This window comes from Agrilactobacillus composti DSM 18527 = JCM 14202, assembly GCF_001436375.1.
GTDB lineage: Bacteria > Bacillota > Bacilli > Lactobacillales > Lactobacillaceae > Agrilactobacillus > Agrilactobacillus composti.
On the sequence record NZ_AZGA01000012.1, the window covers coordinates 23373 to 39571 of the forward strand.

Below are 16199 nucleotides of genomic sequence, written 5' to 3' on the forward strand. Positions count from 1 at the left end.
TGCAAAAAATGTGCATGGTCATGATAAGTAGGTATCAAAAAAATCATCTAACCCCCGAATGCCAAACAGCATAATACTCAAGTCCTGAATAGCTTTGGATTGCTCCTTACTGATGATGCTGCGATCGACACAATACATATCTGCCAGTTGTGATATTTTTAAGCGTTTATCTCCCAGATACATGCTGTCAATAATTACCCACCGACGATTGTCATAACTGTCACCAGATTTACAATACCCTTCATAGGCATCAAGGATCGAGTCCACATACCGCATTAACCGCTTCGTAGAAATCTTATATTTCATCAAGGATGAAATATCTTGATGGCCCCCAGAAAGTAGTTTGTATTCATCCGGCGTGATCTCATCTTCAGGGGCTATGGCAATGTGGGTCTTGAGCTTCCGATACTCGCGCAACAAAATTTTAGTATTGCGAAGTCGGAAGTCTTTTTCTTCGTCACGCTTTTGAGACCGCTGCCGTTGAACTTCGGCCAATACTTTCTGAACCACTTCGTTATCAGTCATCAATAGTCGATACCTCCTCTATTCCTGCTAGTGAAAAACGAACTAGCGCACCTTTGTTGGCCCCATATCGAATTGCATCCTTTCTGCTTCGGTAAAATGCTGGGCCATGACTATTTTTGTAATAAGACGCTTTTTGTTCATAATGGGTTCTGCCTACATCTAACCATGCCCATATCTCTGGGGTATTGACGTTATCCATCTTTTTTTGAGCTGGATCAGCAGATAAATAGCCAGTTTCAAATTCTTTTTCAAGAACACGTTTGTACTGTCCAAAAGGCAAAATAATAATGTAATCGCCCTTAACGATAGGGTAAAACATATGGCTTCCCTTGCCTCCAGGTAAGGCGTCATAATCTAAACCTTGCTGCATTCCTTTACCAGCTGGAATAATACGATACTTAGCTATCATTTCAGAAGAGCCGTCATACTGTTCTGCCCTTGCCGGGGTAAGTTCATAATAATTCTTTTCAGTCATCGGTATCACCTGACTTCGCTTTGGCCCAGCTAACACTCACCTGAAAATATTTCTTAGTATAAGGAATGTTGGTTATCCACTGCGTGTGTTTCTTTTTCCACTTTTTAGCTTTAATAGTTAAATCTGGGAACTTCTCACGCATCAACGGCACGAAACGTTCATCAGAAATACGATGATATAAGTATTTTTCGTCATCAGTCAGTCTGCCGTTATTTAAATCCGGATTATAAATGATAGTACCGGTGTAGCCTTGCATTGCAGCATTTTTAAATTCGTCAGTAAAGTGCCGATGTCTAAACCAACGATCAAACCAGCGCTGATAAGCTTCTTCATTTTCTTTCAGCAGCTCATCTCGCAAATTAGGTTTCTTTTTGTTTGTTTCCAGAAAGAAATACTTTACATCCATTGGTACCCATTCCCCATCATTCATCATTATCTACCTCCAGTCTGCTGCATGGCTTCAACAATTTTGTCTTTATCTGCCGTTGTGATAAGTAACAGATTGTCATTAGTTAACCTGTAAATAATTGTCGCCAATTGTTAAATATCCGTCTTTAATAGCACGTCCACATTCTGCACACCTTTTAGTCATCATCTACCTCCCTGGGAATTCCAATATATTCAACCTTGCCATTGCGACCGGATTCTTTGACAATTCCTCGAAAATCCGCTCGTCTTAAATAACTAGAAACCAGGTTGATCAATGTGCCGTAGCGCTCTTTGTCGAGATTGCCATCAATTACTATTCTTGATTTGCTCATTTGCAATTCCCTCCTAATTTTTAACCCGGTCGAAATCGACCAGTTTGGAATCCTTCATTTCTGTTTTCCTGCTACTTCGTCCAAATATTCCAATACGCCGACTAGCATCTTGATCACCAGCCAATTATCGTCATATTTCTTAGATAGCTCACCAGTTGTGTGCGTGACCCAATTCCAATACGGCATAGTGTCAAAACCGACCAGCTGAGCCTGTTTGTTGTTCTCTTGGATCCATTGATTCAAATCATTGAAGAACGCTGCGTAGTTCATGATAATACCTCGATGCTAACGTATATGCCCGGGATATCTGACCAGAACTTTTCGGTGATCTCGCTGACCACTAGGGCATCATCTCGCCAAAAATTCAAGTCCGTCATGCAATCCTTAAGCAACTTCTGCAAATTATCTGTGTCTGGCTTAGTCGCTTTATATTCGCCAGGCTTATGCTGTCCACTCAGCGGAAAACACCATTTGGTAATTAGCCTAATTGGGGCGTTGATCTCATCCTGGGGTGAATGTGGCCCAAGATGAGACATCAATTTTGCTCTGGCTTCTTTCAAGGCATCGGGTTCGTAAAATACCGGCTTACCATGAACGACTCTAACTTGTTTTTGCTGGTGTGTTGTTCGGGGCACATTTTTCATTGGCATAAAAAATTTAATTTCCATTTCATCCCCCGCTTTATTTTTTTGATTTTTTATTTTTCATCGCGCACTGGTTTGGGTGTGTCATGGCATGGACATTTTGGCGTAGCTCATCGCCAAATGTTCCATGTTCGACACAACCAATCTGGACGGACAGCCATGTTTACCTACTTGGTAGGTAGTAGTGTCTGTCCACCCCCGGACACTACTTTTTTCACAAACTGGCATAAAGCCATATGGCTCTAAGAGACAGACACGGACACGTTTCGAGTTTGTCCATGGGCTTGTGAAAATAATTCTGGACAGGACAAAGTCGAGGAATGTCCAGTGTCTGGCAGATTTGCCGGACAGACAAAGTCGAGCTTTTGTCTTGTCTGTCCACTCATGAATTTCTCATAATTATCTAATCTGGACAGACAAAGTCGAGACTTTTGTCTTTTTGGTCACGGATACTTTTGAGGAATGGACAGACAAACTCGGTGTTTGTCTTCGACTTTGTCCAATTATGAGAAGGATTTTTCAGAGACAAACTCGGTAAATGTCCAGTAAACATTTTATTGACTAGTTGGTTTACCCGTTTTTTTCTTGTAGATAGTTCCACCATCGATTGCAAATCCGCCATGCTCTTTGATCCGGCGCTTGACCGTCTTATCAGAAATGCCCATATATTCAGCGAGATCATCAACGGTAACGGTATCTTCTAGCCCCAATGCCTCATAGGCGGTATCTAGAGCTTTTTTACGTTCTTCTTTTCGTTCGGCAGGTGTCTTCTTTTTAGTGAAGTTCTTTTGCCAAGGTTGTTGTTCTCCATCGGGCTCTGAATCCTTTAGCACACCATCTTTATCGACTTGATGGACGGGATACTTGAACCAGATATTGATCGCAGGGAACTTTGGAAATTCCCGCAAGGTACCATCAATACGCCAGCCGGTATAATTGCGAACTGCATCTTTAACATCCTTGATAGCTGCCTCAACTTCTGGACGTTTATCCAATGGAATGGCATTCTTGGCATGACCTTCCATCACAGAACGACTCAATTGGTCGTCTTGTGAAATTTCGTCGCTAACATACTTAGGGTTAAATTGCTTAATCTCTTTCAGATAGGTATTACATATGGCCCGATCAAGTTGTTGTTTCATAAGCTCGTCGCTCAAATCTAGTTCTACTAGGTCCATCAAAGCGTCTGGGTCTCGGGCAAATACGCCAGACCCACTGGCCCGGTCCATGGATTTCTTGCCGCCTTGGCTCCCCTTGGAATGGTGATGACAGTAAATCACAGCACAGCCCATTTCAGTGGCCACCTTATCAAATTGATTGGTGAAGTAGGCCATCTGGTCGGCACTGTTTTCATCCCCAGTCAGCACTTTATAGATAGGATCAATGATAACTGCGATATAATCTTTTTTCTGGGCCCGACGAATCAACTTAGGCGCCAGCTTATCCATGGGGACCGACTTGCCCCGCAAGTTCCAGATATCAATATTGCCAATCGAATTCGGTGGATAACCTAGGGCACCATAAACATCTTTGAATCTATGCAGCGCACTGGCCCGGTCTAACTCCAAGTTCACATATAATACTTTGCCCTGAGCACAAGGCCAGATCAGCCACTCTCTGCCTTCAGCAATGGCAATCGTTAACTCTATCAAAGCAAATGACTTCCCAGCTTTACTGGGCCCAGCCAGCAACATCTTGTGGCCTTGGCGCAAAATCCCTTCAATTAATGGAGGAGCTAGTTCCGGCATATTATCCCAGGTATCGGTTAAGGGTTCTGGATCAGGTAAATCGTCATTGACACCTTCAATCCATTCGTGCCACTCGGCCCAATTTGTTTTACCAATATTAGTTGCCATCAAGAACTGCTTGGTATCTCCACGGACTATGCCAGGCATCCGGCTCAATCTGGATGGATTGCGATTCTGAATATCAATGCTAAAGCCGTTTCGTTTGCAGACATCATAAAGATAATCTACACGTTTGCGGTATTCGTCATAGTCATCGGCTTCAATCTTGACGATGGCATGAATGGATTTATGCCCCGAATAGACCAAGCAGGCGATGGGCAATTCCAACTCATGCAAGATGGCATTTTGATGTTCTAAGTCCACACTGTCAGATTCAACTAAGGCATACTTATATTCAGTCACATCATCATTTTTGATACCCTTGCCGTCTAAGGGATTGAAACGAATCCAGGCACCACCTTCTTTGGAATAATCACCTAAAACAGAACCAATGTCGCCGTCTTTGACCTGATTCAATAACTGAATCAACTCGCCGGCAGTCCGGTCGTAGTTGCCCTTCTTAGGCAAGTAACGCTTGTTTTCTTCGTTGTAGTAAGATTGCATTACATAGCCAACATAATCCGTTGAATCAAATAACGTGGATAAATAAGTCGTTATCTCTTTGGCCGGGTCCCAATCCTTCGGTGGCTCGATTTCTCGGCCCTCTAGCCAATTATTGTCAATGATCCGCAAGTCGTCTTTATCAATGGTGTCATTCCAATCCAATTCATGGGAATTCACGCCTGGGGTCCAGCCATGTTCTTTGGCCATTTGGGTGATAGTTGCCCCGGTCACGGGATTACCTGTCCCGTTGAAGGTTTCCCATTTCTTCCAGGTTTCGCCAGGATGGTAACGTCCAGAATCTTGTTGGCTCCAGGCATCCCAGTCACTTGCGGTATAGCCTTCTTGTTTCAAAGCCATACCTACATCGACCCATTCCTGGTAACTCAGCATAGCTGGATCTACGTAATCCAATAGTTCAGTTAAATTCAATTTTGTTTCCGTCACAATGAAATCACAACTTTCCTTTAATTTGACTATGGTAAAATTAACTATTATTAAATTTAAAAGGGGTAGCAAATTGTCTAGATATAAAGATCACAGCAAAGCTATTAAAACTTTACAAGGAATTGAAAACAATCCAGAAAAGCATCTTATTATTCATTATGCTTGTGAAAGCTTTTATGATAAGACAGATGGGTCTAGTCCTCGAATTACTTCCATCGCTGTTAAAAAGTTTGATGATGAGCAACCAGTTTATAAAGTCTTATTCTGGGCTGCTAATTTACTTCTCGGCGGAATCGTCGGTGTTCTTATCGGGCGTTTCCTTTAGCAAGACCTCCGCCTTATGTTTATAAAAATCGACTGCATCTTCAATTTCATCTTTGGTTAAAGAGTCAGTCCCATTGAATAAAAGTAGTACCTTGCTAAAAAATGCTAATTCTTCATAAATAATTGAATCTGTCTGTAAGCTCAAAATATCTTTATCCATTCTATATCTCCTGTCCTTAAATAGATTTTGACCACCATTAAACATAGGTCTTAGGATCTACACCATTAGGTATTCGCCACCCATTAGCAGCAATGCGGTCAATCATTTTGCGTGCAACTTCAAATTGCCAGGTTCCCACGTGTTGAAAGCCACGCTGTTCGAGAAAACGAATCTGCTTAGGCGTCGTAAGCCCTGCATCACGGCGCTTATTTAGTCTGTCCAAGATTAAATTGGCTTTGCCGGCGTTGTCGATTTCATCAGGTAAAATACCAAGCTTCTCTAAAGACTTTTGCTGCTTGTCTGTGGCCGGACTCATTTCCCAGCCAAACGCTGGCACATAATTCGTTAAGTCTTCGGCCTGGATAGACATTTCAAATTGCAACGGATCCACTAGCTTCCTCTTACGACGCTTCATTTCAGCCAATTTCTTAGCCAATGCCTCTTCACGTTCAGCCACCACATCTTCAGTGGCTTGAACTTCAGCTTCTTCAATATCCACCGGCCCATCAGCTTCATTAATGTTCTCGGTCATCTTTTTAGCCACATCATCACTTTCAGTGATCAAGTTAGCCGGATGTACCAATTCATGACGTTCTGTGAGCCATAGGAAATCTAACAACAGTAATTCTTTTTTATTGGGCGCCAGTCGGGTACCACGTCCCACCATTTGAGAATACAAACCTCTGACTTTAGTGGGTCGTAAAACAATAATGCAATCTACACTGGGGCAGTCCCAGCCTTCCGTTAACAGCATGGAGTTACAAAGGACGTTATATTCACCAGCTTCAAAATCCTGCAGGACTTCCTCCCGGTCATCACTCTCACCATTGACTTCGGCCGCCTTAAAGCCATGGTTATTCAGAATCTCTTGAAACTTTTTGCTAGTCTTGACCAATGGCAGAAAGATAACGGTCTTGCGTGTTTTGCAGACTTTTTCCATTTCCGTGGCAATTTGTTCCAGGTATGGATCTAACGCAGTACCTAAATCTTTGGTCTTGAAGTCACCAGCCTGCATAGACACTTGTGATAAGTCCAGTTTCAAAGGGATGGTCAATGCTTTGATTGGTGTTAAATACCCAGACTTGATCGCCTCTGGTAATGAATATTGATAAGCCAAGCTTTCAAAGTAGCTTCCCAGGTTGCGCATGTCACCACGATCTGGTGTCGCAGTCACGCCCAATACTTGTGCCTGGTCAAAATATTGCAACACTTTTTGGTAGCCAGGTGAAATGGCATGATGGGCCTCGTCCACCACGATGGTGTCAAAGTAATCCTTAGAGAATTGATGCAGCCGCTTCTCGCGTTGCAAAGTCTGAATTGACCCAACAACAACGCGGTAGAAGGAATTCAAGCTCGTTTCTTCAGCCTTTTCCGTGGCAGTCTTCAGACCTGTAGCCGTCTGCAACTTATCAGCGGCCTGGTCCAAAAGCTCCCCCCTATGAGCAAGGACGAGCACCCGCTCGCCCTTACGTACTGCATCTTCAATTACTTTGGCAAACACAATTGTCTTTCCTGTTCCGGTTGGCAAAACCAAAAGCGTTCGCTTCACACCACTTGACCATTCATCTTCAATTGCAACTCGTGCTTCTTGTTGATATGGTCTCAGTTCCATAGTGACCTCCTATGCAATAATAGCTAATTTGTCAGCCTTGATCATCTCAGCCAATTCTTTTTCTAGATAAGCTTTGATGTTCTGAATAGCCTTCAATCGCCAAGCCCCACCATCCGCTTCAAACAACGCACCTCGTGGCCCATCTTTCATCCGGAATACAAAGGCACTTTCTGGCTGTTGTACTTCACTGAAAGTTCGAAATGGCGCTAACACCACTGGATTTGGCACTTTGATATTGCTTACAGTTGCCACACCAGTTTTGGCAGTCACAACTTGAGATACACCATCATCGCCAGTGCTATGCACATTTTCCTCTTTAATATTGCCAATGACTTTTAGAATCGTCTTCGAGTCATCTGTTGGCACGAATTTAGCTTGCAGCGCAATATTCAGCTCTTCGATATCCATGAAATAGTCAAAATCAATTTGTGGCGTTAACGCTTTGGCAACCAGTAGATCCTCCCGGGATCCGTCAGGCTGTAATGCTGATGTGAGTTTAATGCTGTAAGGATCCCGAATCTGTAGAATCAATTTATTTGCAAACACACGGTCATTAGCATGCAACAGATAATCCACCACACTGGTCAACGTATGAACTATCAATGACTCTTTAGCTAAAGGCAAGCGCGGTGTGACTTTATGAGGTTCACCATTGGCATCAATCACAAAAACTTCATCAGCAATCGTTTGAATACGGTCCTCAGGTTTAATATTTTGAGCAGCTAAATATTGGGCAAATTCTTTTAACATTTAAATAATCCTTTCTTCTTTTGGAGGCCGATCACAACATCGCTTTTAGGTTTCGCTTCTTGCTCGACTTCTTCAATTGGTTCGCCAGTATCCGTCTTGAGCTTTGAATCATCGGCATCAAAGTAAGTTTGACCCTTTACGTCGGATTTCAATTCGGCAGCGTAAACTTTGCCATCCATTTCTTCGGTCAAAACTAAAGTAGAGACATCTTTGACTGGGGCCAGCGTGGTTTTAAAGGAACTCTTTAAGTCCACCCTTTGGCGCTCGTCATCTGGCTTGAATTCCAGAGTGATCTGGACCTTACGTGCTGTCTTGGCTTCCGTGTTAGGGTCGGCGATATTATGGAATATCTTTTTCAATTCCATATCGAGTTTTTCTTGAACACCACCATTGGCTAGTTCTCCAATGGGTAATTTGATTTCTGGTCTCTCCATGTTGGCCACCTCCTAAAATGCGCCAGGTGTGAAGCCTGTTGGCTGTTGTGTTGGATTTTGAGTTGGGAATGGCTGGGTGGTTTGTTGAGGTTGTTGTGTTGCTGCAGGCGCAGGCGTTGGAGCTGGTGTTGATGCCGGTGCTGTTGTGTTTATTTCACGCCGATCCACAAAATAATCTACTTGATTATTCGTGCGTTCCTTCCCCTGATTATTGGTATATTCATTGACGATAATATGGGCGATACCTGTGGCACCGGCAACTTTGGTCCAATTCATTCGTAGCGGTTCACCTTTTTTCTTTTGACCAATACCAATAAAGAATTGAGACAATAACCCTTCGGTCTGGGTGTGCAGATACAAGTTATGCTTGATGACGGCTTTTTCCCCAGCAGGTGTTTGAACTGTTAAGTCCAGTTTTGCCATGTTGCAGGCTGGTAACTTGCTGTTAGGACCTGGCGTATATCGGCCCCGTTCCATGCTTGTGACTGTAAATGGATAGTCGCCTTCAGGGATAAGGGTAAAGCCACCATCATTTTCGATCGTGTCATCCCAACCTAATTCGTGTTCTTGTTGTCCTTGATTATTCAATGTGATTCCTCCTATTGTCGATTAGCTTTGATCATTTCAAAAACTTGTTCCCAGGCACCTACCAGCACGCCTTGAATAAAGGCTGGGTCATAGTTACTGATAGGCGTTCCGGCCGGGTAATAACCCTTTTGGTTCACAGCAGTCATGATCTCTTCAGCACTGACACCATTGGCTGCCATCAAATCTTGTAGTGGCTTAGGGATATTTTCTGGTTGGACTTGCGGATTTTGAGGCTGTTTGTCATCAGTCATGTCAAAAGGCATATCATCATCCGTCACTTTGATTTCACCTTCAATCTGCTTATCCTTGAATGGGTCTTCCTTTGGTGCTTCCGGTTGAGCCTCGGCCACTGGTGGGGTCGTCACAGGTGCAGGCGTTGGCTGCGGTTGAGGTGTAGAAGCTGGCTGGTTTGATTCGATAATGGCCTTAATCTCGTTGTAATCCATCTCGATTTCTTCAGGAAGATTATACCGATTCTTAGCGTCCCAACTTGGATGATGCTGAGTATAAATCACCCGCTTACCGCCCTGGGCCTTATTCTTACCCTTAGAAGCCCCTTGACCATCCACATTGACTACCAGCGTCTTATAGTTGGCAAACAGTACCATGTCGGCCCATTCCTTAGTCATTGGGGCCGTCTTTTTCTCCAGTTTTAATTCCCAACGATCATAAGCACCCAATTCATCCGGCTGTTCAAATTTACGCATCATGGCATGGGCTGTGACCACCACATTGATGCCTTGGTCAGCTACATCACTCAACTTATTCAATAGCCGGCCCCATTCTTCAGCCAGCATGGTATAGCCCTTGCCGTATCCAAAATCTTCGATTGAGTGAATATTGTTGCCTTTACCGATTACATAATCTTTAGCTAACTTTTCGGCCCAATCGGCAGTGTCAATCACATAGGTCTTGCATGGATGATTAGCGATAACATAGTCTGCTTGTTGAAACAACATGGTCCAGCTTGTTGGCTTATCAAATCTGGCCACATCCATAGATGTAGTGCTATCTTCGGTGTCAGAAAATAGAGGTTCTGGAAACTTGGCAGCCAGCGTGGATTTCCCGATACCTTCCGGGCCGTAAATAACGACCTTTTTAGCCTTTGGAATAATACCTCTTGTAATATTCAATTAAAATTCCCCTTCCTTCCAACTTAGTTGTGCTGCAGGTAGTTCAGCTTTAACTTGATCATCCCCATTGGCATGGCTATAGCCATCTTCAATGATGATGGAGCATTCATCACCCGTGCTGACTCTAGTGGCAATGGCCTGCAGGTCTTCTTGTTCCAACCATTGACCGAATTCTTTCAACGAGTCCAAATCCATTTGCTCCAGCTTGTCGATCAGCACAAAACCACAATCTGGTTTCAATTTACGAACGATAGCTGTGGAGACTTTAAGTTGGTCAGAACTAGACATGTTATCCCATTTTTGCCCTTTGTAAGTTAACTCACCATCGACTACCGACAGCTCTGGTAACGGTAAATCCGCATTATCCAATAGCTTAGACTTAGCTTCCCGGGTATCTTCCAACTCCGTACTCAAAGCTTCATACTGCTTGATATATTCGCTGGCATCAGTCTCGGCCTTATCCTTATCTAAGTTGGCCCGGACTTTGCGATTGATCTCATCCACTGATTCAATATTCTTTTCCAGTTCATCAGTTGATTCGTCCCGTAACTCTAGCGCGGACTTCTTAGCGATAGTCACATCTGAAACGGTTTTTTCATGGATAACCTTCAAATCAGCTAACTGTTTCTCTAACAACGTCAATTGGTCCAATTCTTGTTGTGACCTAACTTCAAGTTGTTTGAGCTGTTCCCGCTTACGCTGATTCTCACCATTACGGGCCAAAATCTCTTGTTGTTTTTGAATCAATGTTGAAGCCGACACCAATTCCTTTGGAGCGTCTGGATAAAAGACTTGCTCCTTGGCAAATTTCTTCTTTTGGTCGGCAATTTGTCCAATCGTGTGCCGTTTGCCATAGACTTCATTTTCTTTTTGTTCTAATTCGACCAATTGACTGCCAATACCAATGATTTGGAGCAGTGTATTAGCCTTCTCTTTACTGCTGGATTCCATAAACTTGGGCAGATCAATAGCCAGTTCTTCCACAAAACTATTCAACAAGTCTTGCCCGGCCTTTTGCCCATTAGGGTCAATCACTTTTAGCGTGCTGTTCTTACCTTTACGTTCCACGACCAGGCCATTATTCAAAGTTAAGTGAATATTAGGTGGCGTCACAGAACCCTTACGATTAGGGTCACTAGGCCGGTAGCGATTGCCACCCAAGGCCCAAGCAATCGAATCCAGCACTGAAGTCTTGCCTTGATTGTTGTTGCCACCAATGATGGTCAACCCTTTATCAGACGGCTCAACTTTAACGGCTTTGACCCGCTTCACATTTTCAATTTCAAACTTATTGATCTTCATTGACATCATTTCACCCCATTGTTTCTTTCTGGATACCAGTCATTTTCTCTTAAGTCTGCCTTGTACCAAGTACCAATTTCTAAAGAAAAACCTCTGCTTGAATTCATATGGATTAATATCAATGGTTAATCTCATGATGCTTTTCCTCCTCTTTGTCCTCGAACGTTTCATCGAAAAATAACTCGTAGCGATGTTTCCAAAGTTGATAGACTGCAATGCCTACCAAAATCCAAAAACTTAGATCCATTAATTCCACTCTCCCATAGCCAGCCAGACCATTTTTATTTTTAAATTGAGTGTTGCTTGATAAAATCATTCAGTTCTTTTTTGCTGATAAGTTGATTGCCGCCAATTTGATACTGCTTGATATATGACGCCTTGAGCCAATTATCTAGGGTCGTTCTTGAGATATCCGCATAGTTAGCGGCACGCCCCAACTTCACAAATCCTTCTAGTTCGGGTTCTTGCTTAGGAAGGTTCTTATCCAGGGCTTGCGTGATCAGCTCAGCAAGTTCTGCCTTGAAGTCATCTGGCAAGTTAAGTTCTACCTTCATTTTCAACTCCTCCTTTTGGTATAATTCTTGTAACTAAATTTCAAATGAAAGGACAGATAAGCGAATGAATCAGCCTTTTAATTACGCTCAGGCATTATTCCTAAAGTTGCTGAAAACCCTAAGTTTTTAGAAGACACATTAGCCTTTCTTAATTCGTTCCCTAATTACTCTGATAATTTTGAAAATGAATCTAATAAGTCTGAAGATATCGCCGATCACGATGTACAAACCTCTAAAAAAGCTTTTTATGAAAGCCAAGCTCCCCAAGATGACAATGTACATAACGGCAAACAACAAGAATTGTCGAAACAAGTAAGCGATATAGCATCAACTCTTTCTAAAAATTTTTCCACATCTGCAAAAATTAAAGGTCACGTCGTCGGGATAATTGGAGATGTCTTAATAGGAAGAATCATTGATTTAATACTTCAGAATCCAGAGCAAGCATGGAATATCACTAAACGAATTGCCTATTACTTAGTTTTTCGTCAATGACATTTCCCCTAATTTCATTTTGTTACTCTTAACGCTCTCTGATTGCCGTAAAGAGTTCAGCGATGGCTGCCACCATTTCTGGGCTTTTTTCAATGTCAGAATCTTGAATTAAATCAATGATGAATTGTGCAATTTCTTTTGCAGGATTTAGGTTGTCATCTTTAATTGTCATTTCGTTGCCTCCTTAGGCAATGTCCAGTACGCGATAAATTTTCCGTCGAATTTCAATTGACTTAGGCTGCATGTCGCCATGAATTGCTCGGCTGATCTGTTGTGGATTCTCATCAATCAATTGCGCTAATTCAGTTTGTTTCATGTTTTTCTTGAACAGCGCAATCTTGATTTGTGACGTGATTGCATTAGCAGTTTCAGTTAATTTTTCCTCAGTCATTTTTACCCTCCTTAGTTATTTATTCATCAAGTTGTTGCTTTTTTTCTACCACATGTGATAAAATTAGGGCATACGAAAATAAGCATTTAACATTACTACTCCTAACTGTTCCTCGCCAAAGCAACGATATGAGTAGGCTTGTTTTTTATTGCTTAATTACTTGATGATGTTATTATCTACCACTTGTGGTAAATTGTCAACAAAAATATACCATTTGTGATAAATTAACGTCATTGATATTCCTTGAGGTGTTGATATGACAACATTAGATCGAATTAAAAAAATTTCAAAAGAAAAGGGCTGGTCACTACAAACAGTTGCTGAGAAAGCTGGTATCGGCAAAAACAGTATTTACCGTTGGGGTACAAAAACACCTACCACTGAGAATCTACAAAAAGTCGCTAAAGTCTTAGATGTCACTGTTGACGATTTATTGGGCCTAGAGAAAAATGAAAAGCCAAAGAAAGTAGATATTGACGATGATGATGTACTTATGACCTTTGAAGGCAGACCCATACCTGATGAAGATCTCGAAATTATTAAACGGCTTTTGCGGGGTGCTAAGGATGAACGATCTCATTAATGACCTTTTGAACTATGCCTTTGATCATGGCATTAATTTTATGCTCACCAGAGAACTAAAATCAAAAACTCCCTCACTGGCGGATCACGAGCAGAACATGATTATCATCAACATGAATTGGTACAGACAAGCAGAATTGCCACGGGTAATTTCGCATGAAATTGGCCACATGAGAAATAAGGATGAAGGAGTATTATACTTTGCATCCCCTACTTCCCATATTAAAATCGAAGTAGCTGCTGATGTCCGTGGCCTTGAGATATTACTGCCCATGTATTATAACCGCTATTATGAATGCCCAGACATGGATAACATTGATTTTAACACCGTCGTTGAGCAATTAGCCATTCCTGAACGCTTGTGGAAATATGTAATTGAAGTCACCCGGAATTACTTGGGTGAATAAAAAATCCCCAATCTGCGGCAAACAGAGAGAGGATAGGTACCTCCACTTGGGAAATACTGAACAATAATATTTTACCATATGGAGGAGACGAAATGTACATTTTCTTAGTTTTACTTGTGATAAGTGTAATTATCTTTTTACTGTGGCTCAATGCCAAACGCGAAGGAAAATCCACAATAATTAGCAACAAATATGCTTATATTTCTTTAGGAGTTGCCATCATAAGTCTTGGGGGTTGGGTTGGCCTGTCAACGACGCCAACAAATAATAATGCTTCGAGTGATACCAGTGTATCTTCTAAAAATGAAGAAACACCTTCTAGTTCATCTAATTCAGTCGGGAAGAATGCAACTGATTCAAAATCAAATAAAGATTCATCATCTGAAGAACCAAATGATAATCATATCATTGATACATTAACCGATGAACAACGATCCACATATAACTCGAACATGTCTAACTCACTTGAAGAAGATAAAAATTTTGCTAACCAAGGTAAGGAAGAATTTAACTGGTCCTTGTATACTGATAAGATTATTGCTGATAGAAATACAGGTCTGGTTGCCTATGTGAACGAAGCATTCATCAACTTAGGTAACTCAGATAAGAAAATTGTGGCTAACTACATTCAAACTTTCGCAAAGGGTGAACTGGCACTCATGGATATATCAGTCCCCGGCACAGATTTTATTTACCTAAATATACATTATGGAAATGATAGAATTGGTCACTCGAAAGCATTTGCAATGAATGAATTCAAATGGAAATAACCAGATAAATGAAACCGATTACTTAATTGCCAACAAGGGCGTTGGCGGTGCAAAAACTGGAGAACAAACTTACAACATCAAATAGATTCAGTAATCTGTAACACTTTTAAGGAGGTGATGTAAAGCCATCAACCCTATTCCTACAAGTCCAGCCAGACCTTGTGGAGGAAAAACAAATGGCATCTATCAAACAGTACAAAAATAAAAATGGTGAAGTCCGTTACCGGGTGCGTGTCTTCGGTGGTCAGGATCCCGTTACTAACAAAGAACAGCGCCTTACTCGCCAGGGCTTCCGCACCAAAAAGGAAGCGTCCATTGCCGCCCGGGAACTTGAAACTAAAATTGCATCCCCAAACTATGTCAGACCCACTCAGCTCACCTTTGAACAGGTTTATGACTCTTGGTTTGAGCAGTATCAAAATACGGTCAAAGAGTCTACCTGGGTCAAAACCCAGGATATCTTTCGGCTGCACATCTTACCGCTTTTTGGAGATAAACAGCTGGCCAAGATAACCCCGGTAGACTGCCAAAACGCCATTAATGGCTGGTTCAAGCAAGGGCTAACCAAGTATAAAGTTTTCTTTAATAACGTCTCACGGGTCTTCCAGTACGCGATTCGGATGGACTTAGTGGAGACCGACCCAACTAAAAAAGTCATCAAGCCCCAGAATAAAAATCGCCCAGTTACCAGCATGGCAGATAATTACTATGATCTTGATGAGCTAAAAAAATTATTTTCTTGCTTGTACGATGAGGACAACTTGAAAGCCTATGTATTCTTTCGGTTCCTAGCTTTTACCGGTGCTCGCAAAGGTGAAGCCCTGGCCTTGACATGGCAAGATATCAGCTTTAATGATAAAACTATTGCTATTAATAAGACCCAGACTAGAGGAAAAAATGCAAGACTGTTAATCAATTCGCCTAAGACGTATAATAGTATTCGCGTCATACATGTGGATGAAAAAACGCTAGAGGTCCTCAAGCAGTGGCGGCTGACTCAGCGCCAGACTTTTCTTAGTTATGGCATCAATACTCTTGGCGCGGGTCAGCTGGTCTTTACCAATCAATATAACGAGATGCTCCAACCCAGTAAACCCCGGGTCTGGTTGGAACACACAATTGATAAGTATGATCTTAAGCATATCACCATTCACGGCTTTAGGCACACCTACGCCACCCTCGCCTTTGAAAGTGGTCTATCCATCAAGGAAGTCCAGGCCCAACTAGGTCACCGAAACTTTCAAACAACAATGGATATTTATACAGCGGTCACGAATAAACAAAAAAGCGAGATCGCGGATAAATTTTCTAAATATGTCAATTTTTAAGTACGCACTCCTTAGCTCGACAGCAAAATAATAAAGCGGAGTAGGTTCGGAGTGGGTTGCAAGTTTTCACAATATCAAACCCAGTAACAGCACATTTAAATAGCACTTTGTGAAGTAGGCGTTAAGCCCTACTTACCCAATTTATAAATTCAGGCGTTCCAAATAGTTC

21 protein-coding genes are annotated in these 16199 nt (G+C 42.1%); 5 read left to right on the forward strand and 16 right to left on the reverse strand.

Going from position 1 to position 16199, the window contains the following annotated elements:
• Window positions 1-18 precede the first annotated feature (18 nt).
• The 7 genes from FC83_RS03760 to FC83_RS03785 all read right to left on the reverse strand — a co-directional run bounded on the left by FC83_RS03760 (window position 19) and on the right by FC83_RS03785 (window position 5200).
• Complete coding sequence (locus tag FC83_RS03760; protein WP_035454804.1) at window positions 19-528, reverse strand: hypothetical protein; 510 nt, start codon at window positions 526-528, stop codon at window positions 19-21.
• Window positions 518-1000, reverse strand: a complete 483-nt coding sequence (locus tag FC83_RS03765) for a hypothetical protein (RefSeq protein ID WP_035454807.1) — start codon at window positions 998-1000, stop codon at window positions 518-520. The genes FC83_RS03760 and FC83_RS03765 overlap by 11 nt, the downstream gene beginning before the upstream one ends.
• The gene (locus tag FC83_RS03770; protein ID WP_152537771.1) at window positions 993-1433 is read right to left on the reverse strand and encodes a hypothetical protein; all 441 of its coding nucleotides are present in this window, start codon (window positions 1431-1433) and stop codon (window positions 993-995) included. The genes FC83_RS03765 and FC83_RS03770 overlap by 8 nt, the downstream gene beginning before the upstream one ends.
• A 151-nt stretch (window positions 1434-1584) precedes the next feature.
• Window positions 1585-1761, reverse strand: coding sequence for a hypothetical protein (locus FC83_RS17005; RefSeq protein ID WP_156405560.1), 177 nt, complete (start codon window positions 1759-1761; stop codon window positions 1585-1587).
• A gap of 54 nt (window positions 1762-1815) precedes the next feature.
• Window positions 1816-2031, reverse strand: a complete 216-nt coding sequence (locus FC83_RS03775) for a hypothetical protein (protein WP_035454813.1) — start codon at window positions 2029-2031, stop codon at window positions 1816-1818.
• A complete protein-coding gene (locus FC83_RS03780; protein WP_035454824.1) occupies window positions 2028-2429 on the reverse strand; it encodes a RusA family crossover junction endodeoxyribonuclease in 402 nt (133 codons plus the stop codon). The genes FC83_RS03775 and FC83_RS03780 overlap by 4 nt, the downstream gene beginning before the upstream one ends.
• A 530-nt stretch (window positions 2430-2959) precedes the next feature.
• On the reverse strand, window positions 2960-5200 hold the full coding sequence (locus FC83_RS03785) for an AAA family ATPase (protein ID WP_035454827.1): 2241 nt from the start codon (window positions 5198-5200) through the stop codon (window positions 2960-2962).
• 73 nt (window positions 5201-5273) lie between these two features.
• Between FC83_RS03785 and FC83_RS17010 the strand changes: the two genes are divergently transcribed.
• Window positions 5274-5525 carry a hypothetical protein gene (locus FC83_RS17010; RefSeq protein ID WP_152537772.1) on the forward strand — a complete coding sequence of 84 codons (252 nt, stop codon included), beginning with the start codon at window positions 5274-5276 and terminating at the stop codon, window positions 5523-5525.
• Window positions 5526-5721: 196 nt separating this feature from the next.
• Here FC83_RS17010 and FC83_RS03795 read toward each other — a convergent pair whose 3' ends face one another.
• The 9 genes from FC83_RS03795 to FC83_RS03830 form a co-directional block, all read right to left on the reverse strand.
• A complete protein-coding gene (locus tag FC83_RS03795; protein ID WP_035454832.1) occupies window positions 5722-7296 on the reverse strand; it encodes a DEAD/DEAH box helicase in 1575 nt (524 codons plus the stop codon).
• Window positions 7297-7305: 9 nt separating this feature from the next.
• A complete protein-coding gene (locus tag FC83_RS03800) occupies window positions 7306-8046 on the reverse strand; it encodes a hypothetical protein (protein WP_035454835.1) in 741 nt (246 codons plus the stop codon).
• Window positions 8040-8480, reverse strand: coding sequence for a hypothetical protein (locus tag FC83_RS03805; protein WP_035454838.1), 441 nt, complete (start codon window positions 8478-8480; stop codon window positions 8040-8042). The genes FC83_RS03800 and FC83_RS03805 overlap by 7 nt, the downstream gene beginning before the upstream one ends.
• Before the next feature lie 12 nt (window positions 8481-8492).
• Entirely contained in the window at window positions 8493-9068 is a 576-nt protein-coding gene (locus FC83_RS03810; RefSeq protein WP_035454841.1) for a hypothetical protein, read from the reverse strand.
• 11 nt (window positions 9069-9079) lie between these two features.
• On the reverse strand, window positions 9080-10201 hold the full coding sequence (locus FC83_RS03815; RefSeq protein ID WP_035454844.1) for an ATP-binding protein: 1122 nt from the start codon (window positions 10199-10201) through the stop codon (window positions 9080-9082).
• The gene (locus FC83_RS03820) at window positions 10202-11509 is read right to left on the reverse strand and encodes an ATP-binding protein (protein ID WP_057002412.1); all 1308 of its coding nucleotides are present in this window, start codon (window positions 11507-11509) and stop codon (window positions 10202-10204) included.
• Window positions 11510-11790: 281 nt separating this feature from the next.
• Window positions 11791-12057, reverse strand: coding sequence for a helix-turn-helix domain-containing protein (locus tag FC83_RS03825; RefSeq protein WP_035454846.1), 267 nt, complete (start codon window positions 12055-12057; stop codon window positions 11791-11793).
• A gap of 523 nt (window positions 12058-12580) precedes the next feature.
• Complete coding sequence (locus tag FC83_RS17015) at window positions 12581-12724, reverse strand: hypothetical protein (RefSeq protein WP_156405561.1); 144 nt, start codon at window positions 12722-12724, stop codon at window positions 12581-12583.
• A 12-nt stretch (window positions 12725-12736) separates the two neighbouring features.
• A complete protein-coding gene (locus FC83_RS03830; protein WP_035454849.1) occupies window positions 12737-12943 on the reverse strand; it encodes a helix-turn-helix domain-containing protein in 207 nt (68 codons plus the stop codon).
• 256 nt (window positions 12944-13199) lie between these two features.
• Here FC83_RS03830 and FC83_RS03835 point away from each other — a divergent pair, with 256 nt between their 5' ends.
• From FC83_RS03835 to FC83_RS03850, 4 genes are all read left to right on the forward strand, one after another.
• Window positions 13200-13526 (forward strand): helix-turn-helix domain-containing protein, encoded by a 327-nt coding sequence (locus FC83_RS03835; RefSeq protein WP_035454852.1) that lies wholly within the window; start codon window positions 13200-13202, stop codon window positions 13524-13526.
• Window positions 13510-13932 (forward strand): hypothetical protein, encoded by a 423-nt coding sequence (locus FC83_RS03840; protein ID WP_052004907.1) that lies wholly within the window; start codon window positions 13510-13512, stop codon window positions 13930-13932. Before FC83_RS03835 ends, FC83_RS03840 begins: the two co-directional genes overlap by 17 nt.
• Before the next feature lie 92 nt (window positions 13933-14024).
• Window positions 14025-14702 (forward strand): hypothetical protein, encoded by a 678-nt coding sequence (locus FC83_RS03845; RefSeq protein ID WP_035454854.1) that lies wholly within the window; start codon window positions 14025-14027, stop codon window positions 14700-14702.
• Between the two features lie 176 nt (window positions 14703-14878).
• Complete coding sequence (locus FC83_RS03850) at window positions 14879-16030, forward strand: site-specific integrase (protein ID WP_035454855.1); 1152 nt, start codon at window positions 14879-14881, stop codon at window positions 16028-16030.
• Window positions 16031-16199: the final 169 nt, after the last annotated feature.

Coding starts and splice junctions, on each gene's coding strand:
- FC83_RS03765 (WP_035454807.1), bottom strand. CDS start 1,000: ATGACTGAAAAGAATTATTATGAACTTACCCCGGCAAGGGCAGAACAG.
- FC83_RS03770 (WP_152537771.1), bottom strand. CDS start 1,433: ATGATGAATGATGGGGAATGGGTACCAATGGATGTAAAGTATTTCTTT.
- FC83_RS17005 (WP_156405560.1), bottom strand. CDS start 1,761: ATGAGCAAATCAAGAATAGTAATTGATGGCAATCTCGACAAAGAGCGC.
- FC83_RS03775 (WP_035454813.1), bottom strand. CDS start 2,031: ATGAACTACGCAGCGTTCTTCAATGATTTGAATCAATGGATCCAAGAG.
- FC83_RS03780 (WP_035454824.1), bottom strand. CDS start 2,429: ATGGAAATTAAATTTTTTATGCCAATGAAAAATGTGCCCCGAACAACA.
- FC83_RS03795 (WP_035454832.1), bottom strand. CDS start 7,296: ATGGAACTGAGACCATATCAACAAGAAGCACGAGTTGCAATTGAAGAT.
- FC83_RS03800 (WP_035454835.1), bottom strand. CDS start 8,046: ATGTTAAAAGAATTTGCCCAATATTTAGCTGCTCAAAATATTAAACCT.
- FC83_RS03805 (WP_035454838.1), bottom strand. CDS start 8,480: ATGGAGAGACCAGAAATCAAATTACCCATTGGAGAACTAGCCAATGGT.
- FC83_RS03820 (WP_057002412.1), bottom strand. CDS start 11,509: ATGTCAATGAAGATCAATAAGTTTGAAATTGAAAATGTGAAGCGGGTC.
- FC83_RS03825 (WP_035454846.1), bottom strand. CDS start 12,057: ATGAAGGTAGAACTTAACTTGCCAGATGACTTCAAGGCAGAACTTGCT.
- FC83_RS17015 (WP_156405561.1), bottom strand. CDS start 12,724: ATGACAATTAAAGATGACAACCTAAATCCTGCAAAAGAAATTGCACAA.
- FC83_RS03830 (WP_035454849.1), bottom strand. CDS start 12,943: ATGACTGAGGAAAAATTAACTGAAACTGCTAATGCAATCACGTCACAA.
- FC83_RS03835 (WP_035454852.1), top strand. CDS start 13,200: ATGACAACATTAGATCGAATTAAAAAAATTTCAAAAGAAAAGGGCTGG.
- FC83_RS03840 (WP_052004907.1), top strand. CDS start 13,510: ATGAACGATCTCATTAATGACCTTTTGAACTATGCCTTTGATCATGGC.
- FC83_RS03845 (WP_035454854.1), top strand. CDS start 14,025: ATGTACATTTTCTTAGTTTTACTTGTGATAAGTGTAATTATCTTTTTA.
- FC83_RS03850 (WP_035454855.1), top strand. CDS start 14,879: ATGGCATCTATCAAACAGTACAAAAATAAAAATGGTGAAGTCCGTTAC.